The sequence below is a fragment of the Alteromonas sp. IB21 genome (assembly GCF_016405965.1).
Taxonomy (GTDB): Bacteria; Pseudomonadota; Gammaproteobacteria; order Enterobacterales; family Alteromonadaceae; genus Alteromonas.
Genome location: NZ_JAEFCD010000005.1, coordinates 162,045 through 188,519 on the forward strand (window position 1 = coordinate 162,045; position 26,475 = coordinate 188,519).

At 43.4% G+C, this 26,475-nt stretch carries 20 protein-coding genes; 10 read left to right on the forward strand and 10 right to left on the reverse strand.

Features of this window, described 5'->3' with window-relative positions; all coding sequences use genetic code 11:
• Window positions 1–28 precede the first annotated feature (28 nt).
• The 4 genes from JC525_RS05650 to JC525_RS05665 all read right to left on the reverse strand — a co-directional run bounded on the left by JC525_RS05650 (window position 29) and on the right by JC525_RS05665 (window position 5,001).
• Complete coding sequence (locus JC525_RS05650) at window positions 29–919, reverse strand: 23S rRNA (adenine(2030)-N(6))-methyltransferase RlmJ (protein WP_198814934.1); 891 nt, start codon at window positions 917–919, stop codon at window positions 29–31.
• 214 nt (window positions 920–1,133) lie between these two features.
• Window positions 1,134–2,819: a dihydrolipoyllysine-residue acetyltransferase gene (locus JC525_RS05655; protein WP_198814935.1), complete on the reverse strand. Its 1,686-nt coding sequence runs from the start codon at window positions 2,817–2,819 to the stop codon at window positions 1,134–1,136.
• A gap of 17 nt (window positions 2,820–2,836) precedes the next feature.
• A complete protein-coding gene (locus JC525_RS05660; RefSeq protein WP_198814936.1) occupies window positions 2,837–3,814 on the reverse strand; it encodes an alpha-ketoacid dehydrogenase subunit beta in 978 nt (325 codons plus the stop codon).
• Window positions 3,814–5,001 carry a thiamine pyrophosphate-dependent dehydrogenase E1 component subunit alpha gene (locus tag JC525_RS05665; RefSeq protein WP_198814937.1) on the reverse strand — a complete coding sequence of 396 codons (1,188 nt, stop codon included), beginning with the start codon at window positions 4,999–5,001 and terminating at the stop codon, window positions 3,814–3,816. Before JC525_RS05665 ends, JC525_RS05660 begins: the two co-directional genes overlap by 1 nt.
• 522 nt (window positions 5,002–5,523) lie before the next feature.
• Between JC525_RS05665 and JC525_RS20090 the strand changes: the two genes are divergently transcribed.
• Window positions 5,524–9,492, forward strand: coding sequence for a S8 family serine peptidase (locus JC525_RS20090; protein WP_198814938.1), 3,969 nt, complete (start codon window positions 5,524–5,526; stop codon window positions 9,490–9,492).
• 43 nt (window positions 9,493–9,535) lie between these two features.
• On the opposite strand, the gene rmuC is transcribed toward JC525_RS20090, so the two are convergent.
• Complete coding sequence (gene rmuC / locus JC525_RS05675; RefSeq protein WP_198814939.1) at window positions 9,536–10,825, reverse strand: DNA recombination protein RmuC; 1,290 nt, start codon at window positions 10,823–10,825, stop codon at window positions 9,536–9,538.
• A 247-nt stretch (window positions 10,826–11,072) separates the two neighbouring features.
• Complete coding sequence (locus JC525_RS05680; RefSeq protein WP_105931305.1) at window positions 11,073–12,602, reverse strand: fumarate hydratase; 1,530 nt, start codon at window positions 12,600–12,602, stop codon at window positions 11,073–11,075.
• A 308-nt stretch (window positions 12,603–12,910) separates the two neighbouring features.
• On the opposite strand from JC525_RS05680, the gene pabB reads away from it, so the two are divergent.
• The 3 genes from pabB to JC525_RS05695 all read left to right on the forward strand — a co-directional run bounded on the left by pabB (window position 12,911) and on the right by JC525_RS05695 (window position 16,527).
• Window positions 12,911–14,350: an aminodeoxychorismate synthase component I gene (gene pabB / locus JC525_RS05685; RefSeq protein WP_198814940.1), complete on the forward strand. Its 1,440-nt coding sequence runs from the start codon at window positions 12,911–12,913 to the stop codon at window positions 14,348–14,350.
• Between the two features lie 45 nt (window positions 14,351–14,395).
• Entirely contained in the window at window positions 14,396–14,968 is a 573-nt protein-coding gene (locus JC525_RS05690; RefSeq protein ID WP_198814941.1) for a CoA pyrophosphatase, read from the forward strand.
• A 185-nt stretch (window positions 14,969–15,153) separates the two neighbouring features.
• Window positions 15,154–16,527: an L-serine ammonia-lyase gene (locus JC525_RS05695; RefSeq protein WP_198814942.1), complete on the forward strand. Its 1,374-nt coding sequence runs from the start codon at window positions 15,154–15,156 to the stop codon at window positions 16,525–16,527.
• A 76-nt stretch (window positions 16,528–16,603) separates the two neighbouring features.
• Here the strand turns inward: JC525_RS05695 and cysB are convergent, their stop codons facing one another.
• On the reverse strand, window positions 16,604–17,578 hold the full coding sequence (gene cysB, locus JC525_RS05700) for an HTH-type transcriptional regulator CysB (protein ID WP_198814943.1): 975 nt from the start codon (window positions 17,576–17,578) through the stop codon (window positions 16,604–16,606).
• A 210-nt stretch (window positions 17,579–17,788) separates the two neighbouring features.
• Between cysB and JC525_RS05705 the strand changes: the two genes are divergently transcribed.
• Together JC525_RS05705 and JC525_RS05710 are read left to right on the forward strand one after the other, a co-directional pair.
• Window positions 17,789–18,493, forward strand: coding sequence for a sensor histidine kinase (locus tag JC525_RS05705; RefSeq protein ID WP_198814963.1), 705 nt, complete (start codon window positions 17,789–17,791; stop codon window positions 18,491–18,493).
• A 95-nt stretch (window positions 18,494–18,588) separates the two neighbouring features.
• Window positions 18,589–19,347, forward strand: coding sequence for a hypothetical protein (locus tag JC525_RS05710; RefSeq protein WP_198814944.1), 759 nt, complete (start codon window positions 18,589–18,591; stop codon window positions 19,345–19,347).
• 47 nt (window positions 19,348–19,394) lie between these two features.
• On the opposite strand, the gene JC525_RS05715 is transcribed toward JC525_RS05710, so the two are convergent.
• Window positions 19,395–20,279, reverse strand: a complete 885-nt coding sequence (locus JC525_RS05715; RefSeq protein ID WP_198814945.1) for a LysR family transcriptional regulator — start codon at window positions 20,277–20,279, stop codon at window positions 19,395–19,397.
• A gap of 122 nt (window positions 20,280–20,401) precedes the next feature.
• Between JC525_RS05715 and JC525_RS05720 the strand changes: the two genes are divergently transcribed.
• The 4 genes from JC525_RS05720 (at window position 20,402) to JC525_RS05735 (ending at window position 24,228) form a co-directional block, all read left to right on the forward strand.
• Window positions 20,402–21,109: a CoA transferase subunit A gene (locus JC525_RS05720; protein WP_198814946.1), complete on the forward strand. Its 708-nt coding sequence runs from the start codon at window positions 20,402–20,404 to the stop codon at window positions 21,107–21,109.
• Window positions 21,109–21,762, forward strand: coding sequence for a CoA transferase subunit B (locus tag JC525_RS05725; RefSeq protein WP_198814947.1), 654 nt, complete (start codon window positions 21,109–21,111; stop codon window positions 21,760–21,762). Before JC525_RS05720 ends, JC525_RS05725 begins: the two co-directional genes overlap by 1 nt.
• Window positions 21,763–22,132: 370 nt before the next feature.
• The gene (locus JC525_RS05730) at window positions 22,133–23,458 is read left to right on the forward strand and encodes a DEAD/DEAH box helicase (RefSeq protein ID WP_198814948.1); all 1,326 of its coding nucleotides are present in this window, start codon (window positions 22,133–22,135) and stop codon (window positions 23,456–23,458) included.
• Window positions 23,459–23,694: 236 nt separating this feature from the next.
• The gene (locus tag JC525_RS05735) at window positions 23,695–24,228 is read left to right on the forward strand and encodes a hypothetical protein (RefSeq protein ID WP_198814949.1); all 534 of its coding nucleotides are present in this window, start codon (window positions 23,695–23,697) and stop codon (window positions 24,226–24,228) included.
• A gap of 173 nt (window positions 24,229–24,401) precedes the next feature.
• On the opposite strand, the gene JC525_RS05740 is transcribed toward JC525_RS05735, so the two are convergent.
• Window positions 24,402–25,268 carry a hypothetical protein gene (locus JC525_RS05740; protein ID WP_198814950.1) on the reverse strand — a complete coding sequence of 289 codons (867 nt, stop codon included), beginning with the start codon at window positions 25,266–25,268 and terminating at the stop codon, window positions 24,402–24,404.
• An 86-nt stretch (window positions 25,269–25,354) separates the two neighbouring features.
• Window positions 25,355–26,155, reverse strand: coding sequence for a restriction endonuclease (locus JC525_RS05745; RefSeq protein WP_198814951.1), 801 nt, complete (start codon window positions 26,153–26,155; stop codon window positions 25,355–25,357).
• Window positions 26,156–26,475 lie beyond the last annotated feature (320 nt).

The window sequence follows — 26,475 nt, forward strand, 5'->3', positions numbered from 1 at the left end:
AAAGTAAACCTTTTGCTCTTTAAGCTGTTTAACTATCTTCAACAACCCATGTAACACGCGCACTAGCGTTAATCCCCTCGTCGACTGAGCCGAGTCTTGAAACAACACAGTCAAGAGCGTTTTCAAGCTGCATATCAAGTTGCCAAGGTGGATTAAGTACGAAAACCCCAGAACCATACATGCCAGCATCAGGTGAATTTTCTGCCACACGAATTTCGGCTTGGAAACATGGCTTACCCAACTGAGCCAGCTTTTCGCACATAACTTCGCTTGCGCCGTGCTTTGCACCTGCCCGCTCAGACAGTAAAGGATACCAAACAACAATTTGCGCCTGCTGCCAACGTTTAAAGACCTGCTGCACACCTTTAATCACATCACTATATTCACTAGCACGTTCGTAGGGAGGGTCAATTAAAATAGCACCTCGGTTGGGCTTTGGTGGCGTCAATGCGCGCAATCCCTCATAACCATCGCGCTTGTGCACGTGATTGTTCCTTGCCCCTATTTTCGCAATGCTACGCTCGAGTTTCTCAAACTCGCCAGGATGAAGCTCCATGAGATGCAAAACGTCAGATTCACGTTTTGCTTTCACGCTAATAATTGGAGACCCAGGATACGCATCTTTTGCTAAGAATGGTTCACATAACGCTAAGTAATTCTCTAAGAGAACAGGTAATGCTGCTTTTGTTCCCTGAACCTTGAAGTCTTCGCTGGTTAAGCGCGAAATACCAGTTTCATATTCTTTATTTTTTGCCGACATTGCATCAGTTAAGTCGTAAACACCTGCTCCTGCGTGAGTGTCAAAAAGCGTAAAGGGCTTATCTTTTTTCTTTAATGAATTAATGACGCCTATCCAGCATAAATGCTTGATAACGTCAGCGTGATTGCCCGCGTGGAAAGCGTGTTGATAACTAAGCACAAAACCTCTGTGAAATTCTTTTTAACATTAACTCTGAGTATGATAACGCCTACGCGCTATTAGGTACATAAAACAAAAAAGGTCGACACTGAAAAGCATCGACCTTTTGTTTTAACCTCGCCTCGAGCGAAGCGAATTAACTTGAACGATTTTGTGGGCAAAGACGAACACAGGGATGTTTATCTTCACCAACTATTCATCGTTCTTCACTCAGTTATTTTAAATGCATCAACATTTTTTCTGGCTGCATCAAATAGCTCATCCATAAATTATTGAAGCGAACCATGGTTGCGCCGTCGATAATTCGGTGATCACCCGACCAATTAACCGCCATAATATGTTGAGCACTCACGTTGCCGCTGTCATCAAACCGAGGTAGTTTCTGTGTTTTACCCAGTGCAACAATTGCGGCCTCAGGTTTGTTAATAACGGGTGTAGCGGTGATCCCACCAATGGCGCCGATATTAGAAATGCTAATAGTCCCGCCCTTCAAGTGTTCACCCGATACACGCCCTGCTCTTGCCTGCTCAATAATGTCTTGCATTTGAACCGCAATATCTAAAAGTGATAAGTCTTGAACACGTTTTATATTTGGCACAAGCAATCCAATCTTAGAATCAACAGCAAAACCTATGTTATGGTCAGAATAATAACTTAGCTCGCTAGCATCGTCGTTTAATTGACTGTTTACGACAGGGAATTCATTTAATGCAAGAGACATGGCTTTTACAAAAAATGGCATGAAACTTAGCTTGGCACCTTTTGCTTCAAATTCAGGTTTAAGTAAATTCCGAAGCGACATAAGGTTATCCATCACAAGTTCATCACTTACCGTAAAGTGAGGAATGGTATAGACCGAAGCGGACATTTGCTTAGCCATCGCCGCCTGAATGCCGCGAACCTTTTCTGTTCTAACTTCGCCTTTATTACCTGCACTAAGTTTTTCGCTTGTGCTTGCGTTTGATACAGGCTTTGTTGAATCTTCAAACGGTGACTCTGTTTTAACCGATTGCTGAATATTCAACACATCGGCTTTCAAGATGCGCCCCTTTTCACCCGAACCGTTTACCGCCGAGAGATCGATATTATGTTCTCTGGCAATACGTCTTACCGCAGGGCTTGCAAGCACTTTACCTTCAATAGCAATGGGTGGCTCGAACTCACCGTCACTGAACTTAGACGACGTTAGTTGAGTTGAGTGCTTATTTGAAGCGTTTGACGGCTCTTGTATTTTTGTTGCGCTCGTTGATTGCGACGCTTCATTTGTATTGCCTTCAGTATCGCCTGCAGGGTTGCTATCGCCCTCAACTTCAAGTGCAAACAACGCGCTATGTACTTTGGCAATATCACCCTGAGCATAATAAAGACGATGAACCGTTCCTGCGTTTTTAGCGGGGATCTCTACCACAGCTTTGTCAGTCATAACTTCTACAACAGCTTGGTCTTCTTCAATTACGTCGCCCTCTGCCACATTCCATTTAACAATCTCACATTCAACAATACCTTCACCAATGTCAGGTAAAATAAAGTCTTCTATGTGCTTGTCGCTCGAGGCCGTTGAAGGCGCCACCGGAAGCTCATCGTTTTGCATATTTTTAGATGAGATCTCGTCTGTACGCTTATTGGAATCTTCTGCTTGTGGTTCGTTGTTTCCATCAGCATCATCTGGCGTCATTGAAAATAAAGGCGCATGAACTTTTGCGATGTCACCAACAGCATAATGTAATTTATTGACTACGCCCGCGTGCATTGCAGGTATTTGCACTGTTGCTTTGTCTGTCATTACCTCTGCAACAGGCTGATCTTCTTCAATGTGCTCACCTTCAGAGACTAACCATTCCAGTAATTCACACTCCACAATACCTTCACCAATGTCCGGTAAGATAAATTCAATCGTCATATCATTGTCTCCCGGAACTAGTAATGAAGCGTACGCTTAATGGCTTCATACGTTTTTGTCTCATCTGGCATGTACTCTTTTTCATGCGCTAGTGGATATGGCGTATCTAGGCCACACACTCTTGCAATTGGCGCTTCTAAATACAAGAAGCAGCGCTCCTGAATTGTTGCAGCAATTTCACTGGCGAAACCGCCGGTTAAAGGAGCTTCGTGATTTACCAGTAAGCGACCTGTCTTCATCACAGACTGCATTACCGTTTCCACGTCCCATGGCAATATGCTGCGTAAATCAAGGATTTCACAAGACACACCATCTTCCAGCGCCATTTCGGCTGCTTTTTGTAGAATTTCTATCTGTGCTCCCCAGCCAAGCAGGGTGATGTCATTTCCTTCTTGAACAATGTCCGCTTTACCCAGCGGTAGCTCGTAATCCTCTTCTGGGACGTCAGACACAGAGGCACGATAAAGGCGCTTGGGTTCCATAAACAATACGGGATTCTTGTCGCGAATAGACGCAAGCAACAAACCTTTGGCCTGATATGGATCTCGTGGAATTACGATCTTTAAACCAGGGCAATGCGCAAAAAATGCTTCAGGCGATTGACTGTGGTAGTGGCCGCCAGCAATACCGCCACCATATGGCGTACGTATAGTCAGCGTACCTACGTCGAACTGGCCGCCTGAACGATATCGCCATTTAGCGGTTTCATTCACGATCTGGTCGAACGCTGGAAAGATATAATCACCAAACTGGATTTCAGCTACAGGCACCGAACCTTGTGAAGCCAAGCCATTTGCAAAACCGATGATTCCTTGCTCAGTCAGTGGTGTATTAAAACAACGGGCTTTACCAAATTTTTCTTGAAGATGACTGGTTGCACGGAACACGCCACCAAAGTGGCCAACATCCTCTCCAAACACCATTACCTTTTCATCTTCGGTCATGGCTGTGATGAGCGCATTATTAATTGCTTGTAGTAGGTTCATCTTAGCCATTACTTTATTCTCCCTGCTGTTTTAGGGTACATCTTAGGATATTTCTTGATATGAGCTTTTAGTTCGTTCAGTTGCTCTTTCAAATGCCAAGGTGGTGTGTCATAAACATCTTCCACAATGTCGTCTATTGCACACACATCCGTTTTCTCACAACTTTTCATAGCGGCGAGCACATCCTGTCTTGCCTTATCCACACGCTTTTGATTTTCAGCTTCGTCGTACCAACCTTTGCTGTCTAACCAATTAGCCATTCGAGCTATAGGGTCTTTTGCTCGCCACTTATCTTCTTCTTCTCGTGAGCGATAGCCTGTCGGATCATCTGAAGTGGAATGCGCTGCTAAGCGGTACGTCATCGCTTCAATAAGTACAGGGCACTTTTCTTCAATGGCAATGCGACGTGCTTCTTTCGTAGCTGCATAGATAGCAAGCACATCGTTACCGTCTACGCGAATGGTTTTAATGCCATACCCAAGACCGCGCGATGCAATACCGTCTCCGGCAAACTGCTCCTCTGCAGGCGTTGAAATAGCGTAACCATTGTTTCGGCAGAAAAAGATGACTGGACAATGTAATACAGCAGCCATATTCAGACCGGCGTGAAAATCACCTTCAGACGCAGCTCCTTCACCGAAATAACAAATGGTTACCACATCTTTCCCTGACATTTTTTGCCCGTAGGCATAGCCAGACGCTTGTGGAATTTGGGTACCGAGCGGTGAGGAAATGGTCATAAAATTGAGAGGTTTATCACCATAATGTATCGGCATTTGACGCCCTTTATTAGGATCATCCTTATTGCTGAACATTTGGTTCATGAATTGCTCTGTCGAGTAACCGCGAAAGGCTAAGGCACCTTGCTCACGATACTGAGACATGATCATGTCATCGTCAGAAAGCGCTGCAGCGCTTGCTACCGAGGCCGCTTCTTCACCCGTACTGGCAAGATAGAAACTAATCCGCCCCTGACGCTGCGCCCCCACCATGCGCTCATCCAATACGCGTATGTAGTGCATGGTGTTAAAAATCTTTAATGCTTCCTCTTTACTGAGTTCTGGCTCAACAGCTTTTTCAATTAGCTGCCCTGCTGCAGAAAGAATTTGAAGCATAGGGATATCTACTACCCCTTTTGCAATGATTTCGACCTTATTTGTTGTTTTTACTTCGGCCAAATGATTTCTGTCTTTCACGTTTTGTTCCCCTTATAGATTAGGGTTGATAGCGACTTTTTTGCATATCTATATGCTAGATGAAGATTTGCAGGAGCGTCTTTCTTATTAAAATGCATTTTTACAAAGCGATGAAATAGACATACTCAATTAATTGAACTTGAAAGGATGAGCGTCCTAAAAAGGTAAATCTTATGTAAATTTAATGATAATTGATTAGGATGGTTGTTTCGTGTGAGACGCAAAATTTATATTCGCAATTGATGAGTGTGTTCTTAATTTATGTAATTTTATTACCTTTTGCTTTGAAAAATTGGTTTATTTGAAAGCCATTTGTCTAGTTAATTTTCACAATCATCACGGGTCGTAAATGTAACAAAATGTGTAATTTGTGTATTGCAGAAACATACGTTACAAAACGATGAAAAGTGTGCTAGTAATAAATAGTCACAGCGCAAAGGACGTTTATAAAAAGGCAATTGACCTTTAATTCGTATCCAAAAAGTCGCTGGACTCCAGGGAACTATTCACACGAGAATAATTATGAAAAAAACAATTATCAGTACGGTAGTTGCAACCGCGCTAGCAGGTTCTGCTTTTGCTGCATTAGCAACTTCTAATCAACTATCCGGGCATAGCGTTGAACAACGCAATGCGATAGAAGCATCATTCGACAAAAAAAATATTCTTGCGAATGCTATACAAGTAAACAACGATAGCGTTCGTGTAATTATCCAATTGAACGACGCTCCAATGGCGCAGTTCAGTGCAGTAAACCCAAGTGTTAGCAGCATGGCTGCGCATAAAGGTCAGAAGGTAAACTTCGTTTCAAACGCTGCCAAAGAATACAAGTCATTCCTTGAAGCTCAACAGCAATCTGTCATCCAGTCGATCAAAGCTTTTGATAAGTCATTTAAAGCTGACCTATCTTATACAGCAGCATTCAACGGTTTTGCGGGTATTGTTTCTAAAAGCGCGCTTGATAAGCTTTCCAGCCTATCTACAGTGAAAGCGGTATTTCCTGACGTGATTCATCACGCACAAATGGACGCAAGTTTAGACCTTATTGGGGCTATCGAAACTTGGGAACAGTTTGGCGGTAAAGAAAACGCTGGTGCTGGCGTAAAAGTGGCTATTATCGACAGCGGTATTCGTCCTGAAAACCCGTTGTTTAGTGGTGAAAACTTTACGGCTCCTGCCGCTGACACCCTTCCAACTGATGATTACTGTTCAGAAGTTCCTGACTTTTGTAACAACAAGCTAATCGTTGCCCGTGCAGCCGATATCGTTGAAGGTTTCGCGGTTGTTGAGGAAGAGTATGAAAGCCCGCTAGGCTTTAACGGTCACGGTACTCACGTTGCAGGTACTGCCGTTGGTAACTTCGGCGTTATGGCTGAGCGCGACGGTGCTGAGGCAGAAATCTCTGGTGTTGCACCAGCGGCCTACCTAATGGCTTATAAAGGCCTGTATGCAACGCCTGCAAACCCAGCCTCTTCAAGCGGTGCATCGTCTATGTTGCTTTCGATGCTTGAAGCTGCACTAGTCGACGGCGCTGATGTTGTTAACAACTCTTGGGGTGGCGGCGCTGGCGGTAACCCTAACGGTTCTGTATACGAAGACGTACTTGAAGCTATGCACGATGCTGGCGTAGTGACAGTATTTGCAGCAGGTAACGATGGCCCTGGTGATACGACTATCGGCTGCCCTGGTTGCTCTGATGACGTAATTACTGTAGCGGCAACTACAACCGCTCGGTTGTTTGCTAACGAGTTGACGATTGAAGGCGACACGTCAATTGGTACCATTCCTGCGCTTTACTCTGTAGGCAACCCTGACATCGTTTTTGATTCGGCTTTAACTGCCCCTGTTGTTTATGCAGGTGAAGTAGATGCGGCAAACGTTGAAGGTTGTGAAGAGTTTGCTGCCGGTGCGTTTGACGGTGCTATTGCGCTTATTAGCCGTGGTACATGTGGATTCGTAACAAAGATTGAAAATGCTGAAGCTGCGGGTGCGGTTGCCGTTGTTATTCACAATTCCGATGGTCGTGGCGAAGCTCCTATCTTAATGGGCGGTCTAAGCCCAGAACAGACAGTTCCTTCATTCATGGTTCCTGCAACACCAGGTCAAGAACTAGCAACGCTAATCTCAGAGTCTGAAGAAGCAGTTAACATTACGATCGGCGCTGAAGTAGTTCGCGTAGTCTCTGATAGCCTAGCAGACATTATGGCGGACTTTAGCTCACGTGGTCCGAACGGTGACCCTACGTTCCTTAAGCCGAACATTGCCGCACCAGGTGTAAGAATTTTCTCTGGTGAATCTCCAGATGCTCCTAATCACGAAGGCGAGAACTTCTCGTTTAAAGGTGGTACGTCAATGGCGTCTCCACACGTAGCTGGCGCAGCGGCTCTACTTAAACAAATGCACCCAGATTGGACTGCACAACAAATTAAGAGTGCCCTTGTAACTTCTTCTATCCGTGATGTACTCAAAGAAGACGCTGCTACACAAGCTGACAACTTCGACATGGGTGCTGGTCGTCTAGATCTGCCTCGTGCAACGACAGTTGAGCTTACTTATAGCGATATAAGCCTTGTTGACGGTAACTGCTTCTTGAGCTGTGAGATGTCTATCACGGTAACTAACACTAGTGATGATGACGTAACGGTTGACGCAACAGCTATGTTTAATGACCCAGCTATTTCGGCAACGGTTACGCCTAAAATGGCGACGCTTCCAGCAGGTGCGTCTGCAGAAATCATGGTTGCGGTAGACGTAACTACAGCCTCTACTGGTTCGTGGTCTTTTGGCGGCATTAATTGGGCTGACACAGACGATACGACAACAGATTATTTTATTCCTGTTGCTGTATACCCAATCAGCAGCGATGAACCGTCACTATTCGATAGTGATGTAAGTAATCAATTCGCAGCTGAAGGTGAGTTAGTTATCACTGAAGCATTTGCTACCAACACCGATGTTACTGGTATGATCAGCATTACTGGTGAAGTTGATCACAAGTATGACATCAACCCATCAACTATCTCGGCAGTTAAAAACGGTAACCAAGAGCCAGTAAGTTACGATGCTGACTCTGGTACATTGTATTGGGAAGGTGCACTTAATACTGCGTCATTCTCAATGAATGCAGACACAAGTATTGGTGACCTTCTTCAAGGCTTTGGCCTCGCTCGTTATGTGCCTATGGCATCAATCGGTGTTACGCCGTTAGTTTGCTCTGGTTCTTGCGATGATGCATCTATTGAAATCAGCCTTCCACGTACTATCACCTATTTGGGTGCCGAGTACACTACCATGCAGATTTCATCGAATGGTTTTGTTTCATTGGGCACAAGCTCAGGTAACATCACAACTCCGTTTGCTGAAGTATTACCTAACCTAAGTGAGCCTAACAACGTTGTTGCTCCTTACTGGACTGACTTCGACCTTGCAGGCGGTGGCGCCGGCACTGGGAACCTTTATGCGGTAAGTCTAAATACTGGTCACTTCGTTGTTGAGTGGGAAAATGCACAGATATGGAATGAAGAAGGCACAAGCTTTAACTTCCAGCTATGGTTTGAATATGAAACAGGTAACGTAAACTTCGTTTATGGTCCAATGGATACACCTGTTTATGCAACCGTTGTGGGTGCAGAGAATTCATCTGGTAGTGTAGGTACTACCTATGCCTCACTGACGTCAGCAGGCCTTCAAGGCACACTTCCTGTAGAAGGTGACGAATTTGTACTAACTGCAAACGCGGGTGATGAGGTAACGATTAGCTACGCGGGTACTGTGGTTCCTTCAAGTGAATATATGGACGATATGCTGTCTGTTAACGAAGATGCGTCGGTAACGGCTAACATTCTTGCTAATGAGATGGATAGCACAATCATCAATACATTCACGATGGAGTCACTTTCTGGTGATTTCCGTACCTTTACACCAATTACTATCGATAAAGAGCCACTTGATCCGTCAACGGTTACAGTAACAACTGAAGCAGCTAACGGTTCAGTGACGGTTAATGACGATGGTACGGTAACCTACACGCCAAACGCAGACTTCTTTGGTGAAGACTCATTTACCTATACAGTTCAGGTAGAGGGTACCACTACAGATGAAGGCGAAGTGGTAGAAGGCGACATCATTGGCGAAGGTACAGTAACGGTAGCAGTAGCAGGCGTGCAAGATGCACCTGTACTTTCAATCTCTGCGCCATCGAGTGTTGACGAAGGTGAGTCATTCACTGTAACTGCATCAGCAACTGACGCAGACGGCGATGACGTTACCATTACTATTGACGGTGTTGAAACTACATCGTTTACTGGTACTGCACCAAGCCACGAACAAGCAAATCGTGTAACGGTACAAGTAACAGCAACAGATGGTATCGATACAACCACAGACAGCGTAACTATTATTGTTAATGACAAGTCTGGTGGTTCTATGGGTTGGATTGCATTGCTACTAGCACCTGCAGTTTACCTACGTAGACGCATGAAACGTTCATAACGTTTTATATGATATTGAAAGGCCGCTTTGAAAGCGGCCTTTTTTATTCGTCCTGAGAAAGCTGTTTAACGTGTTGAGATATTCGTTTAGTTGGCTGCACGCCAAGCTCTCTAAATTTCTCGATTTGCCTTACCATATTCCCTCTTCCACTCGTTAACTTGTTCATTGCTTGCTCGTAACTTGCATGTGCCGAATCCATCGATTTCCCAACTTTTTCCATGTCAGAAACAAAGCCAACAAATTTGTCGTAGAGTTTGGCCGCCTGTTCAGCAATAAGCTGCGCATTTTGATTCTGATACTCATACTGCCAAATATTGTTAATCGTTCGAAGTGCAACCAATAGATTTGTGGGGCTCACTAGCATGATATTATGGTTAAGCGCCATGGTGACTAACTCAGGCTCTTCTTCTACTGCTATGAGAAATGCAGGCTCTATTGGAATGAAAAGCAGAACATAATCCAACGTTTTTAAGCCTTTTAATGTTTGGTAGTCTTTCGCTCCAAGACCTTTTATGTGCCCTTTGATGGAAGCTACATGTTGATTTAAAAATTGCGCCTTCTCAGATTCATCATCGCAATTATAATAACGTTCATAGGCGGCCAGACTTACCTTCGAGTCAATTATTACGTCTTTATCATTAGGTAAATGCACCACGACATCCGGTTGGAACCGCTTTCCTTGTTCGGACGTTGCCGACATTTGCGTTTCAAACTCGTGCCCTTCACGTAAACCCGATTCCTTAAGAATGCGCTCTAAAACCACTTCGCCCCAGTTTCCTTGCTTCTTGTTATCACCTTTTAATGCGCTGGTAAGTGCTGCCGCTTCTTCGGTTATTTTTTGGTTTAGGGCCTTAAGACCTAATATCTCTGTTTTAAGTGATGCCCTCTCTTGCCCCTCACGAATATGTTGTTCTGAGATTTGTCGTTTAAATCCATCTAGTTCATTTTTGAACGGCGCCAACACAGCTTCTATATTGTGTTTCGTTTGCTGAGTATATCGTTGCTGTTTTTCTTCAAAAATTCGGTTTGCCAAGTTTTCAAACTGGGTTTGCAGACGCTGCTCAGACGCGTTCATCGCTGCTAATTTGTCTTCATGTGCCGCATGAAGTGCCTGAATTCTAGCTTGGTGTGCATCGTTTTGCGCTTGGAGCTTCGCATTCGTAACCCGCTCATTATTAAGTTCATCTAGCAGCTGCTCGTAATCTAGCGCTTTCTGCGTAAGTTGTGATGAATTAGCGCGACTGCGAACAAATAAGTAAAGGGCGAAAGCACAAATACTGATAAAAGCGATCAAAAAGGCAAGAGGTTCGTTAGAGATAAGATTGATTAACATAGTGCACGTTCATACTGTTGTTTTGTACAGCACTATAAACAAAAACAGGGAAATATACCAATGCACATACAGTATGGGCGAGATGGAAGCGTTAAAACATGGACTAAACCGCAACCCCCATTGAAATTTAGAACGAAAAACGGGCGCTCGCGCACCCGTTTATTATTCTCGAACAGAAGCTTTAGTCACTGATGGTGATGACTCTTTCAATACACCATTTCGGGACTATAGATCCGGACAGAGATCTCTATTTAGAAAGAGACGCATCCAGTTCTTCAATTTTCGCTTTCCAAATGGCAGGACCATTTTTATGCGCATTGGCACCCGTGCTATCTACCGCTACAGTTACTGGCATATCAACAACATCAAACTCATAAATAGCTTCCATTCCTAAATCTTCAAAGGCCACAACACGTGACTTCTTAATAGCCTTAGAAACCAGGTATGCTGCACCGCCCACGGCCATTAAATAAACCGCTTTGTGCTTTGCAATTGAATCTACCGTTGCTGGTCCACGCTCAGCTTTACCAATCATCCCGATAAGGCCTGTTTTCTCAAGCATCATGTCGGTAAACTTGTCCATACGCGTAGCGGTTGTAGGTCCGGCTGGGCCCACCACTTCATCACCAACTGCGTCTACTGGCCCAACGTAATAGATGAAACGATTAGTAAGGTCTACGCCTTCAGGCAGGCCTTCACCATTTTCCATCATCGTTTGAATACGCTTGTGCGCAGCATCACGACCGGTAAGCATCTTGCCAGATAGCAATACTGTTTCGCCTACTTTCCACTCTTGGATATCTTCTTTGGTTACCTCATCGAGGTTTACACGGCGAGTATTTTCGCTGACTTCCCACGTAACCTCTGGCCAATCTTCTAGTTTAGGCGGCGTTAGCTCTGCTGGACCTGAACCATCTAAATAGAAATGAGCGTGACGTGTAGCTGCACAGTTAGGGATCATCGCAACTGGCTTAGATGCTGCGTGAGTCGGCAATGATTTGATTTTGACGTCTACAACCGTCGTGAGGCCGCCCAAGCCTTGGGCACCGATACCCAATTTGTTTACGCGCTCAAAAATTTCCAAGCGAAGCTTTTCATCGGTAGTTTCGGGGCCACGTTCTATTAGTTCTTGAATATCAACAGGGTCCATCAGACTTTCTTTAGCAAGCACTGCCGCTTTTTCTGCAGTACCGCCAATGCCTATGCCCAACATACCAGGCGGACACCAACCAGCTCCCATTGACGGCAAGGTTTTCACTACCCAATCTGCGATATCATCACTTGGGTTAAGCATCACCATTTTAGATTTGTTTTCTGAACCGCCACCTTTTGCCGCAATCATTACTTCGATTTTCTCACCGGCTACCATATCGATGTGCACAACTGCAGGTGTGTTGTCTTTTGTATTTTTGCGAGCGCCGGCAGGGTCGGCAACGATAGAAGCACGTAATGGGTTATCGGGATTTAAGTAAGCACGACGGGTACCTTCATCAACCATTTCTTGAACGGTCATATCAGTTTTATCCCAAGAGACCCCCATCCCTACTTTAACGAAACACGTCACAATGCCCGTATCTTGGCACAACGGACGCTTGCCCTCTGCCGACATACGAGAATTGATAAGGATCTGTGCCATAGCATCTTTTGCAGCTTGGCTTTGCTCTTTGTTGTAGGCCTCTTCGACTGCTTTCACATAGTCTAGGGGATGATAATAAGAAATGAACTGAAGGGCATCTTCAATGCTGTCAATGAAGTCTTGTTGACGGATAACGGTCATGACATCCTCTTTTTATTTGGCTTTCGTGGTCTTAGCTAGCTAAAAAAGCGTATACTAGCGCATCTAAAGACAACGCACCATGTAAAACCATGCGCTTAGCGCGAATTCTAGTTATTTTTTAAAACAATGTTTAACACATCGTTATCGTTGCCTCTGTAAATAATTGCACTAGCTTAAAACATAGAGGCAGATGGCAGTGCTAAAAATATTGCTATAGCGTGGTTTGTTGTTAAGTAAAGGATATCAACCAACGATTTATGCAGCGATAGCGAGCACTGCAATCCTAGTTAGAAGTATTGAAATAATTTATGTCACACGCAGATTCTATCCACGTAAATGTAACCCGCTATACTAAAAATGAAATAATAGACCTACTGTCTTTAGACAGAGAGGCTAGCGGCGCCATTTTAAACGCATTGTTTTCACGCATTGCATCGCAACCCTACTCTATTTTACTTGATACATCTGGCTCAACGAAAAGTGAAGGCCGCTTTAACATTATGGGGTTTTCACCCTCTGCCATTATCGAAGCAAAAGACGACAATGTGTGGTTAGTTGACGTGGCTTTGTGTAAGCGTACACGCCTTACTCAGCGACCTTTTGAAGCGGTGGAGCAACATCTCCACGCTCGCGTTAAGTTAGTTGAGGTAAATGCAAATTGTGAGACTGAACATCTCCCTTTTATAGTGGGTATCGCCGGAATGGCAGGTTATGACACAGGCCGTTTTTACGAAACATTACCTACCATTGCCAAGGATGACTACATAACACCGGATTTTACCGTTGGTCTTTATACATCTTCGCTAATTGAGGACACGCAAACCGGATATGTATATTTCTGTACCGCAGATAACCTTATGCTGCCCAACGTGTTTTTAAACAACGACGCTGGCACTAAGCCTCTTGATTTCAAACTTACTTCCCCCTTTGAATCAAATCTTTCCAAGCACGATTATGAGCTATGCTTAGAGAAGATTAATGCTTATTTGAGAGCGGGTGATTGTTATCAAGTAAACATGGCGCAGAGATTTAGTGCGTCATTTGAAGGCAGTATGTGGCAGGCTTACTGTCATTTACGCGATCAAAATCAAGCGCCATTTTCAGCGTTTTACAACTTACCACAAGGTTGTATAGCCTCTATTTCTCCAGAGCGTTTCCTGAAAGTAAGAGACGGTATTGTAGAAACAAAACCGATTAAAGGAACCCGTCCGCGCTTTGAGGATGCAGAGAAAGACGAAGCAAGTGCACAAAGCCTTCTGTCAGCGGAAAAAGATCGCTCAGAGAATTTGATGATCGTTGATCTTCTTAGAAACGACATCTCTAAACACTGTAAAGCCAATACGGTAAACGTCCCTGCACTTTTCGCGCTAGAAAGTTACGAGGCGGTTCATCACTTAGTCAGTACTGTGACAGGTGAGTTAAGTGAAAATGCATCGCCCCTTGAACTTTTAGCCTCTGCGTTTCCTGGCGGTTCTATTACTGGCGCCCCAAAGATACGGGCTATGGAAGTCATTGATGAGCTAGAACCTCATCGACGTAACATTTACTGTGGTAGTATCTTCTACATGGGGTATCGAGAGGATATGGACTCAAGTATCTGCATTAGAACTGTGCTGGCAGAGAAGAACCAATTACATTGCTGGGCCGGCGGTGGTATTGTTTTAGATTCAGTTCCAAGTGAAGAATATCAAGAAACCTTGGATAAAGTGTCAAAAATATTGCCCGTACTTGCGTCAATAAATAGGTAAGAGGGTTTTAATTAAAGTCGATAAGTTGTTGAGTTAAGAACATATATGACGAGAAATGAATTTCTATCGCAATTTCATCATTTAAGACAAACCTATAGTGAACCAGACTTTCCCTTGAGAAAGACCGGGCGTCCAGCGGCTGTCTTAATTCCGTTGATTGATTATGGAGATTCTCTTCAACTTTTACTTACAGAGCGAGCGCACCACCTAAGACACCATCCAGGTCAAATCAGTTTCCCTGGTGGGGCCGTCGATGAAACTGACAATTCTTTTTTTGATGCTGCCCTTCGAGAAGCACAAGAAGAAGTGGGGCTGCCCTCAAATAACGTTGACGTGGTTGGCATGCTTCCAAAATACCGTACCATTAGTGGCTATGAAATAGCTCCCGTAGTCGGATTTGTTAACCCCGATTTCACCCCGATTATTGACAAAAACGAGGTAGAAAGCGCGTTTGAAGTTCCTCTCTCACACGTGTTAGATAGAAAGAATCATTTAGTTCACACAACACACCGTGATAAAAAAACGTTTCCTATTTATTTTATCCCATGGAAAAACAGAATGATTTGGGGAGCGACAGCAGCGATGTTAAGGAACCTGTCTCATCATATTCATCCTTAAGTCAGCCCCCTGTATGATTATTAGCAACGCTGAGACCTGTTACCGGACGACCTTCATAACCTCGCTATAAATTTTTCTTTACAGTGTATTAGCAAAACTAATCATCCTATTAGCTTTTCTGTATTGTGGTTTTCACCTCGTGGATGCATGATCTCACTATTACTTTGTTTTAATCTTAGAAGTTTATGATCAGCGTATTTGATATGTTCAGTGTGGGCATTGGCCCTTCAAGCTCACACACGGTAGGTCCAATGAAAGCAGGTGCTGAGTTTGTCACTGAACTCGCCCAAGATCCTGTAAAGTTTGACGCTGTCGATAGCGTAAAAGTTGAGCTATTTGGTTCACTCGGTCAAACGGGTATTGGCCACGGTACGGGAAAAGCTGTCATTTTGGGGTTGCTTGGTGAGCTTCCTGATGAAATCGATGTGGATACCATTGAATCAAAGCTAGAAGAAATAAGAAATAGTGAGCAGCTGTGTTTAAATGGCGAAAAGCTAGTTCGTTTTCCAAGCAAAAACGCGATTGTCTTTCATCGTCGAAAAACGCTGCCAAAACATGCCAATGCGCTGACGTTTTACGCTTATGCTCAGGATGAACTGGTAAAGCAACAAACCTATTACAGTATCGGCGGCGGCTTTATCATTAAAGACGAAGACTTCGATGCGACCAAAGCTCACGCAGCAAGCCTTCAAGCTTCTGTTCCGTTTCCTTTCAAGACCGCTGAAGAACTTCTTTCTTTGTGTAAAACAAACGGGCTAAGCATAAGCTCACTGATGTTACGCAATGAATCAACGTTTAGGCCTAAACACGAAGTTAAGCAACAACTGCACAATATCTGGCTTGTGATGAAAGCGTGCATACAGCGTGGTATCGAAAGCGAGGGTATTCTCCCTGGCGGCCTAAAGGTAGTTCGCCGCGCGCCGGGTCTCTATCGCCGGCTGCAAACTGAGCATACGAACGATCCTATGCAAACAATGGATTGGGTTAATCTCTTTGCACTCGCGGTCAACGAAGAAAATGCTGCGGGTGGTCGTGTGGTCACTGCACCTACAAATGGCGCAGCGGGAATCATTCCAGCAGTTCTTCAATATGTCGATAAGTTTATTCGTCCTGTCGACGAAGAAGTCGCCAGTCGCTTTCTTTTAACAGCAGGTGCCATTGGCATACTTTACAAAGAAAATGCGTCAATATCCGGGGCTGAAGTAGGCTGTCAGGGTGAAGTGGGTGTAGCGTGCTCCATGGCGGCAGGTGCGCTTGCTGAAATTATGGGCGGTACTGCTGCTTCTGTCGAAAACGCAGCAGAAATTGGTATGGAACATAATCTAGGACTTACCTGTGACCCCGTGGGTGGCCTTGTACAGGTACCATGTATAGAACGAAATGCGATGGGCGCTATTAAAGCAATAAATGCATCTCGCCTTGCGCTGCGTGGAACAGGCGAACATAAGGTATCGCTGGATAAGGTGATTAAAACCATGCGTGATACAGGAAACGATATGAAGACGAAGTATAAAGAAACTGCCAGAGGTGGTCTAGCTGTCAATATCATCGAGTGTTAAGGCAAATTTGAAGGTAAAAATGGGGCTTTTCGCCCCATTTACGTGTTTGCTGAACGATATTCAAACAGGCAATGTTTTATTTAACCGGTAAGGTTACGCCTTTGAACATCTTTTCCACTTCTTCATTGTTTTTAAGCATCATCGCTTTTTCAACCTTATCTTTGGTCAAATGAGGCGCAAAACGCTCGATAAAGTCGTACATATAGCTTCTCAGGAACGACCCTTTTCTAAAACCAATTTTAGTAGTGCTGTAATCAAATAGGTGGCTGGCGTCAATTTTAACCAAATCGTCGTCAAGGTCATCGCTCACCGCCATTGATGCGATGACGCCAATACCCACACCGAGTCGAACGTAGGTTTTTATAACGTCGGCATCTGTAGCAGTAAACACTATCTTTGGTGTCAGCCCTGCTCTTTCGAACGCCTGATCTAATTCAGAGCGACCTGTAAAGCCGAATACATAAGTAACCAGTGGGTATTTCGCAATATCAGAGATGTCTATGGTGCCTTTTTGAGAAAGTGGATGGTCTTTATTAACAATCACACTTCGATTCCAATGGTAACAAGGCAGCATCACCAAATCGTTATACAAGTGAAGCGCTTCGGTCGCGATGGCAAAATCAGCCTCACCTTTTGCGGCTAAATCACTTATTTGAGACGGTGTACCCTGATGCATATGAAGCGATACCTTTGGGTATTTAGTCATAAAACCCTGAATGACGTCCGGCAATGCATAACGCGCTTGGGTATGGGTTGTCGCAATATTTAACTTACCCTGATCGGGTAACGTATGCTCTCTAGCTACTGCCTTTATGCTTTCAACCTTTGCCAGAATTTCCCTCGCAATGTTCACTACGTCATTTCCTGCATCAGTCACGTGCGTGAGGTGCTTTCCGCTACGGCCAAATATTTGTACGCCTAACTCGTCCTCCAGCATGCGAACTTGCTTGCTAATACCGGGTTGTGAGGTATACAGGCTCTCTGCGGTTGCTGATACATTCAAATTATTATTGAGGACTTCTACGATATACCGTAGTTGCTGAAGCTTCATATTTACACCGTTTCAATGGGGAAGACTGATATTGTACTATCACCGTTATAACCAAAACGACTCATTTTTACTAGTTGCTATTACAAAAATGGCATTATAAAGTTGCATTTTGTTCATTTTCTTACGATTTTAAGTAGTATTTCTTTGCCCTAACCTAAATTGTTCTACATTATGGGTAGAGAGAAAGTAATGCACGGCATTGATTGGGTTATGACGAGTAGTAAGCAAGTTACCTCCACAATAGACTTTTCTTCTGTGCTTGCCGCAGCAGTACACGATATGAAAAATTCCCTGTTCCTACTTATACAGTCTATCGAGTCGTTAAGCGAGACGCTGTCAGCAGAAAACGTGAAGGCACAGGAACAGGCAGCACGCGTTCATTACGAAGCATCAAGGTTGAATACTAACCTTGTTCAAATTCTTTCTCTCTATCGAGCAGAACTAGAAAGTTTGCCTATTACAGTAGATGAAAGCTTTATCAAAGATTTAGTGGAAGATGTTGTTGGTTCTAATACGCTTTATGTAAAACAAAAGAAAATAGTGATTACCACATCTATTGACGAAGACCTAAGTTGGTATCTAGATGGTGAACTTATCTACTTACTGTTGAATGATGTCATTATCAATGCGATGAGATACGGGACATCAAAGATTCACGTCTCAGCGAGAGTAGATACAAATGCAAACTTAGTCATTATGATTGAAGACGATGGTCATGGATATCCGCAATCTATGCTCGATAAAAGTCACGAAGACTTGGCTGGTTTTGAGTTAAGCCAAGGGCGTACTGGGCTGGGTTTATTCTTCGCAAAATTGATAGCCCGCGCGCATTCACAAGACAATAAAGAAGGTACTATTGCACTCTCTAATGGCGGCTCACTCGGTGGAAGTGTATTTGAAGTAAAAATACCGTAGTATTGTGCGATAAACGCAAGTAATTCATAAAGTAATGCCTGTAATTAAGATTAAAATGGCGTTATGGAAAATAAAACATAGACGGAAACACACGCATGTACGTGATAATTATCATTTCAATTGTTGTTTTGCTCATCGCGGCGATCTTTATCAATGCAATGCAGCAGCATCGTCAAAAGCAAGAAGCTGAGCGCAGAACGGAATTAGCCAAACAGCGTGTCATTGTCGATGAAACAGAAAAAGTCATTACGTCAAGTATAAACATGCCGGTGTCCTCAAGAATAATGGGCATTTTGCATAACCGCATGCTCAACGCGCTAAGAGTTATGAATGAATTAGCGAGTACGACGGATTTAAAACAAAGAATTGTAAGTAGCGAACAAGCGATGACTGCCGCGCTTTCTGATACCAGCGGCTCTATGAATGACTTTACTCTGCCGGATAACGATAAAATGATAATCCAGTATATCCAGTCGGTGAAAAAGCTTCGTATTATGCTTCGCTCTGAACACAGTAAAGGACAGATTGATTCAAAAGTGTTTGCGGATGAAGATAAGCAGCTTGAGCGATTGCAGGTAAAAGTAAATGTTGAAACATTGATTAAGCGCGGTCGCGCAGCACTTCAAACCAATATGCTCGGGTCCGCAAGGCAATATTTCGAAAAAGCAAAAGCGGCACTTGAAAGCCAGAACCCGCAAGATGACTACTCAACATCTAAGCTTGCAGCATTAAATGAATGGCTAAACGAAATTCAAAATAATCTGAAAAGCGTTAACGAAAAAGACCGAGTTAGAAAACAAGAAGAAGAAAGAGACGAGTTAGACGAATTATTTGCGCCCAAGAAGAAATGGTAGTATTTGTTGGTTAATAGTTTAAGCACTGCCAGTGCGGGTTTAGCCATCTAGGCATAGTGTGCAATTGCAAGGTTCCACAATGACTGAGCAGGTATCGAGAGACTCTTCCTTGCATTCTTTATTAGGCCAATATTTTTTATCAATGGCTCGTCAGATACTTCTTTTAATACTAGCCCTAATCCTTCCATTTGCCTTTCACATATGGAAGGCATTATCGAAATACCTAGTCCATTTTGTATCAGCTTGCCAATTGTTGATAACTGCCCCGTCTCGGCAACAATATTAAGCTCTCCGTGCATCGCTAATTGTGTTTGTGTCCAATGCCGTACTGCAGAGCCTCTATTCATCATTACTAGGGGCAACGCAAGGCAGTCTAACCATTTGACCTTCTCGGGGAGCAAAGACGCCTGCATTTCATTGGCCACCACAACAAATTGATCATCAAAAAGACTTTCGAAGATTAGCCCGTCCTTCCGCTCTGGCTCAAACGAGAATCCAATTTCAGAGCGTCCTGTCGTTACCTCATGAATCACCTGTTCCATCACTACATCAACGATGCGCAAATTCACATTAGGAGCTCGCTGGTGAAATTGAAACAATATTTCAGGTAGATGAGCCTCTGCAAATGATGGCATAGCGCAAATTGTGAGGTGCCCTTTCGCCATAGCGAATAAATTTTGAATATCAGAAAAAGTATTATCCCAATCGTGAAGAAGTCGAACCGCATTTGGGAAAAGAACTTCGCCTTCTGGAGTGAGACTTACATTGCGAGTATTTCGCTGAAACAGTTTGCCACCGAGTTGTTCTTCCATTTTTTTTATTGCAGATGACAAGGCTGGCTGTGTTAGATGGAGACTGACAGCAGCTTCGGCGAAAGTAGACGATTTGGCTACTTCTACAAACGCTTTTATTTGGCGATAAGACACATCCATAACGAGAAAACTAACCCTTCAATTGATAAAATATATTTATTAATTGAAAGATTAATTCGATTTTACAAATGTAGCAACAGTGCTGATACTTATTTTTAACAAAAAAATAGCGGAGAAAGAATATGGCAGGATTCAACAAAGTTGTGTCGTCTTACGATGATGCGATGTCCGGCTTAGAAAACGGCATGACAGTGATTGCCGGTGGCTTTGGCCTTTGCGGCATACCAGAAGGCTTAATCGGCCAAATCAAAAAAATGGGCACTACAGGGTTAACGGTTGTATCAAACAATTGTGGCGTAGACGGCTTTGGCTTAGGCCTTCTCCTTGAAGACAAACAGATTGCCAAAATGGTGTCATCTTACGTTGGCGAAAACGCACTATTCGAAAAACAGTTACTCGATGGAGAGCTAGAAGTAGAACTAACGCCTCAAGGGACACTCGCAGAGAAGATGCGTGCCGGTGGTGCAGGCATCCCTGCATTTTATACAGCAACGGGTTATGGCACCCCTGTGGGTGAAGGGAAGGAAGTAAAAGAGTTCAATGGTCGCCCCTATATTCTTGAACATGCTATCACAGGCGATTTTGCTATTGTCAAAGCATGGAAAGCGGATACCTTCGGCAACTGCGTTTATCGTCATACGGCACAAAACTTCAACCCAATGGCGGCAACGGCAGGCAAAATAACTGTAGTAGAAGCAGAAGAGATTGTAGAGCCTGGCGAACTAAATCCTAGCGAAATTCACACCCCAGGCATTTATGTAAATCGCGTCATTAAAGGGACGTTCGAAAAGCGTATTGAGCGCCGTGTAGTCAGTAAGGAGACAGTGTAATGCTTAGCAGAGAACAAATTGCAATGCGCGTGGCCCAAGAGTTTAAAGATGGAGATTACGTTAACTTGGGTATAGGCATCCCTACCCTAGCTGCTAGCTATGTGCCTGATGATATTAGCGTAATGCTTCAGTCTGAAAACGGTCTTCTAGGTATGGGGCGCTATCCTACGGAAAGTGAATTAGACGCTGACATGATTAACGCCGGCAAAGAGACCGTTACCGCTATAACTGGCGCGTCTATATTCAGCAGTGCTGAAAGCTTTGCCATGATCCGCGGTGGCCACGTAGATTTCACTGTACTTGGCGCTTTTGAGGTTGACGTATCGGGCAATATTGCGTCTTGGATGATCCCTGGTAAATTGGTGAAAGGCATGGGCGGAGCAATGGACCTAGTAGCCGGTGCAAAAAATATAATCGTTACCATGACGCATACAGACAAGCACGGTAACCCAAAACTTCTTAGCGAATGTACACTTCCGTTAACCGGTGTGAACTGTATTACGCGCATTATTACGGACTTAGCAGTACTTAGTGTTGAGAACGGCGCTTTCGTTCTTCAAGAGCGAGCGCCCGGCGTAAGCGTTGAAGAAATTAAAGAGAAAACGGGTGGAAAGCTTGTTGTTCCAGAAAACGTGCCTGAAATGAAGTTTTAGCGATAACGCTGCGTTTGTATGCGTGAGCTAAGCGCGTGATTATCGCGCATTATTAGACAATGTGAACGGTGTTATGCTTCATAGTAACGCGTAATTAAACAACCCATGGGGCATGTCACCTGTTGTCATCATGCAATATCTAATTTGATATGGCGGCTACGTCGCCATTCTATTTATTCTTTTAAAACGTCATCCATTAGCCTGCGCCTTTGTAGAGTTTTTAACTCAGATGCTAAGGCATAAATAAACCTTCAATAAAGAATATTCATAACCGCTGACACCTTCTGCTGAGCCAATTAATAAGCCTTTCATTAACCAGGGCATTAGGGGATAATACGCACGTTCATCATTTAATTAAGGCCGTATCTTCTTGCTAGTTTCTGATTTACCTGTAAACCACAAAATTATTTCAAAGCTCGAAACAAAAAATATTTCGACGCTAACCGAAATTCAAGAGCGCACCATGCTTCCCGCAATTCAGGGTAAGGATATTATTGCGTCCTCTAAAACCGGGTCAGGTAAAACCTTCGCCTTTTTGGTACCTGCAATAAACAGGTTGATGTCTCAAAAAGCATTAAGTAAGCAAGATCCACGTGCGTTAATACTAGCGCCAACCCGAGAGCTCGCTAAACAGGTATTCATTGAAGCTAAATCAATGTGTACCGGCTTAAATTTAACCTGCTCGCTTATTGTGGGCGGTGAAAATTATAACGATCAGGTAAAAGCCTTACGCCGCAATCCGCATATTATCGTTGGCACGGCAGGTCGTGTTGCTGACCACCTCTTAGATAAAAGCATGTATTTAAATGGCTTAGAATTGCTGATATTCGACGAAGCAGACCGAATGCTTGATTTAGGTTTTTCAGCGCAGCTAAAAATGATTAATGACTACGCTGACCATAGAAAACGCCAGACAATGCTATTTTCTGCCACGCTTGACAATATTGAGCTTAAGCACATGACGACCCAGTTAACCAAAGGAGCGGTACGTGTAGCGGTGGGAGACTCGACGGCAGAGCATGGTGATATTGTTCAGCAATGTTTTTTTGCTGATAACGTTGAGAATAAAGATCAAATTTTACAGTTTGAATTAAGCAAGCGTTCATACAATCAAGCCATTGTTTTTACCGCAACCCGCGAAGATACCGACAGAATTGCTAACCAATTAAATGAACAGAAGTTAGAAGCTATTGCCCTTCGTGGTGACATGCCGCAAAACCAGCGTGCCGCTGTAATGAGTGCGTTTGCCCGCGGACAACACAGCATTTTAGTTACTACAGACCTGGCCTCTCGCGGTTTAGACCTTTCGAAAGTAGGTTTGGTTGTTAACTTTGACCTACCTAAAAATGCAGACGAATATATCCACAGAATTGGGCGTACAGGCCGTGCAGGACAAAAAGGTGAAGCCTTTTCATTAATCGGTCCTAGAGATTGGAATAGCTTTGAAGGGCTTAAAACCCATCTTCAATACGCACTTGAGTGTTCGGCCCACGATGAATTTTCAGCAAGTTTTAAAGGTTTCACTCCAAAGAAAAAAGTCTCGAAAAAACCAGGTATATCAAACGGCAAAAAGCGTATGGCGAAGCCAGTTAAAAGTGGCGTTAAAAAGCGTGTTGATACCATGTCGGGGGAAGACATTGGCATGGTTCCTGTTAAACGTAAGCCAAGAAGTATCCAGTCGGATGACGACGAGTAGAGGTTGCAAAAAAAGGCTTATACGCTCGTAACCGCTAAGCATGGTTCTTCTATGCTTAGCGATAGCCCGTATATCATTAAGTTTTACAGAACATTTTTTTACATTCTTTTTCTGTAATCCGTCTCCAGTAAATGCTGTACTACGCGTTCACGATAATTATCTTAGTAAACTACACCACTAAAATAAGCCAGTGACTTTTAAGGCATTGATGCCTTATATAAACGGATTTTAAAAGCATGAAATTTCTTAAAGTTATGTCGTTATTGTTGGTAGCTATATTCCTTGCTTCCGCGCTCTTTTATGAAAAGATAATCGCGAGCGTGTTATTACCTCAATATATAGATTGGGCGCAGGAAACGGATGAGAAAGGGGTTGAAATTGGTACACCGTTAAATAAAAAGGAACGGTCATTAGCGGAAAAAATCGGCATCAAACACCCTGAAAAAGTCAGAGTTGTTTATGTTGACGATGTCCCCTATCCTTACGACAATTTTGCCCTTGAAGTATTCGGCGAGGCGGTTGGACTTATTGGTGAAGGCATCACAAACAATGCACAAGTTTTCGGTTATTCCATTTACGCTCGTAAAGACTTCGAATTGACCAGGCCAAAATTAGCTCATGAACTAGTGCATGTACTACAAGTTGAAAGAGCGAGCTTAGATAGAGTGGTTACCCAACATTTCTTTGACATGGCGGAGTATGGTTACGATAAAGCGCCATTAGAAGTGGAAGCGGCAGAAGCTAATAAGACATACGGTGCTGATTGGTAACATAAGCGCGGTGATTCAAAGATAGTGTGCCTGATCAAACTTGCTTTAATTGAAAGACTACTGATATAAAGCTGTTAGTCTGCAATAGACAAGGAGCAGACGGTCAATCCCTGTTCTCTGTGATTGATTTGGACACGCATCGCATCGGCAAAACGCTCCGGTGCAGCCGCTAGCTAGGCTTTGGGGATATCACGGAAAGTCTCTTCCCCTTCAAAGCTTTCATCCACTCTGACACGAACCACTTGCCTTACTTGCATATCAATACCTTTAAAAGAGGTAATAATAGTTTTATCTGTATATATTTCGAAAGCGGGATTAGAACGAAAGTATAGCAAAATCGAATTATCCCCATCCTCAACATCAAGGTAAGGTATACCTCTAAGCTTTTCCCAAAATGATGACTCGACATAGCAACGATCTACTGAGAAACCACCCCTACTACCAAGTGAATCAATGGAATACGCCTTAGCGAAGGCCGTGTTCATTTGAAATTGTGATGGGTTATGTAAAAAATTTTTGTTAAGAAGAGCCCTTCCAAAATTACTAATGTTATGTTCATCGTGCTGCAGCACGGAGTTACCTGTAAATATTTCTGGCGAATATTGAACCCTTTCCCCTCCAGCAAGAACAGTTCGAAAACCATAACCATGCTTCCGCGTATAATCAACGAGATGCGCATGTAAGAAGAAAATATCGCGAAGGTAAAATATGATCTGCACTGCATCAGCAAGGTCCGTACGATTTAGGTCTATCGTCCTAGCTATACCATCATTTATCACCAGAACCGTTTCGTATGGAATTGGCTCCACCCCAATCAGGTAAGGGTGTCCAGCCCTCTGATAGATAGCGCTCAGCAGGTTTAATAACCCGCCTTTTTGTAGATTGATTAAATCCCAGTGTCCAAGCTCCAAAGCAGAACCGAAACCGCAGACATCCATCCAACCAGAAATACAAGGTATTGGCTCAAGCTCTCCTTTCTCAGCTTTCCGCGCCCAAATCAAGGACTCTTGGTATTCTTTTTTATCTAGAGGCGAAACCAAAAATACTCCTACTCACTAGTTATTGAACCTTAAGCCTCAAGCACCGACACAACATTGTTGTGCCCGCGGGCTTTGACTCGTTGGCATTATCGATTACGGGCCGTGGCAATAGCTTTAGCCATCATCTCTACAGTGGACATTTCGTTATCATTTTTAAACCGAATATCTGGATTAAAGTCTCCATTTTCGATCATTCTTGCTTCAGCACGATAAATCTTCTCATCCATATGGTTAAGATTAACATTTAGCCAATTGGACAGTTGTTGGAAATTATGAGCTATAAGATCACCTTGCTTTTCTTGCAGGTAGGTTTCTAGATTAATTGGATACCTTTTGTTCTCTGCTTCAATCAAAGCTTCATGCGCAGTTTTAAGTAATAACTGACCTGAATACCTAATTGGGAACTCCCAAAGCTCTTCTCTCAAATCGTAATCCTTCCTTGTTTTCTTACTGTGTGACCAATATTTAATCTCCAGAATCTCTAATCGTTTTTTAAATGTCTTCATGATGTCTGCTTCAACCAGTTCTTTTGTATCAAGCTTTAGCTCAGTAAAGGTTTTCAATTTTACATTTGTTTTTTCAGCAGCCTCATAAGCGCCTTTCTGGAATCCGGCCTCAGAAATGATAAAGGCTTTATCTGCGCCAATATCATCAGCAATAGTTCTTAAGCCAAGAACCTGAAGCTTATTAACTCTTTTCTTCCACTTCTTAGCCTCAACAATCCAAGTTAGGTCCTCACCCAAAAACTTGGTTTTAACCAACACGTCTATATCATGTGAAGTTCGGACGCCTTGAACGGTAACGTTCGTTTTGGCTGAAGCACCAATTGATTCAAAATAGGCACATATTTCTTCTTGAAATTGATACCAATCGGAACTTACATTCATGTATTAAATCCTCGGCCTGTTTACTACATGACACTAACATTTAAATGATGCAAAACTTAAGGGCCATATAAAGTCAATAGCTATTGACATAGTACAGCTTTACGGCGCCAAGTCATACACTTAGGCGTTCGCAAAACTGGTGAGTCAAAATAAAGCGAATTGATGCATTCAGCGACACTCTGAGCGGCAGCTATACGTACACAGCAGCCGTTCAAGCTGCAATGACTGAATCATAATCGAACACTGAAGTCTTCGTGATTGTGTAATACCAATTGACTTAAAAGTTTGATCTAATGGCGCTATTCATATTTGAGTGATTT

Excerpts from the sequence above, each read along its gene's own strand:
- JC525_RS05655 (WP_198814935.1), bottom strand. The coding sequence starts at position 2,819 with ATGACGATTGAATTTATCTTACCGGACATTGGTGAAGGTATTGTGGAG.
- JC525_RS05660 (WP_198814936.1), bottom strand. The coding sequence starts at position 3,814 with ATGGCTAAGATGAACCTACTACAAGCAATTAATAATGCGCTCATCACA.
- JC525_RS20090 (WP_198814938.1), top strand. The coding sequence starts at position 5,524 with ATGAAAAAAACAATTATCAGTACGGTAGTTGCAACCGCGCTAGCAGGT.
- rmuC (WP_198814939.1), bottom strand. The coding sequence starts at position 10,825 with ATGTTAATCAATCTTATCTCTAACGAACCTCTTGCCTTTTTGATCGCT.
- JC525_RS05680 (WP_105931305.1), bottom strand. The coding sequence starts at position 12,602 with ATGACCGTTATCCGTCAACAAGACTTCATTGACAGCATTGAAGATGCC.
- pabB (WP_198814940.1), top strand. The coding sequence starts at position 12,911 with ATGTCACACGCAGATTCTATCCACGTAAATGTAACCCGCTATACTAAA.
- JC525_RS05690 (WP_198814941.1), top strand. The coding sequence starts at position 14,396 with ATGACGAGAAATGAATTTCTATCGCAATTTCATCATTTAAGACAAACC.
- JC525_RS05695 (WP_198814942.1), top strand. The coding sequence starts at position 15,154 with ATGATCAGCGTATTTGATATGTTCAGTGTGGGCATTGGCCCTTCAAGC.
- cysB (WP_198814943.1), bottom strand. The coding sequence starts at position 17,578 with ATGAAGCTTCAGCAACTACGGTATATCGTAGAAGTCCTCAATAATAAT.
- JC525_RS05705 (WP_198814963.1), top strand. The coding sequence starts at position 17,789 with ATGACGAGTAGTAAGCAAGTTACCTCCACAATAGACTTTTCTTCTGTG.
- JC525_RS05710 (WP_198814944.1), top strand. The coding sequence starts at position 18,589 with ATGTACGTGATAATTATCATTTCAATTGTTGTTTTGCTCATCGCGGCG.
- JC525_RS05715 (WP_198814945.1), bottom strand. The coding sequence starts at position 20,279 with ATGGATGTGTCTTATCGCCAAATAAAAGCGTTTGTAGAAGTAGCCAAA.
- JC525_RS05720 (WP_198814946.1), top strand. The coding sequence starts at position 20,402 with ATGGCAGGATTCAACAAAGTTGTGTCGTCTTACGATGATGCGATGTCC.
- JC525_RS05725 (WP_198814947.1), top strand. The coding sequence starts at position 21,109 with ATGCTTAGCAGAGAACAAATTGCAATGCGCGTGGCCCAAGAGTTTAAA.
- JC525_RS05735 (WP_198814949.1), top strand. The coding sequence starts at position 23,695 with ATGAAATTTCTTAAAGTTATGTCGTTATTGTTGGTAGCTATATTCCTT.
- JC525_RS05745 (WP_198814951.1), bottom strand. The coding sequence starts at position 26,155 with ATGAATGTAAGTTCCGATTGGTATCAATTTCAAGAAGAAATATGTGCC.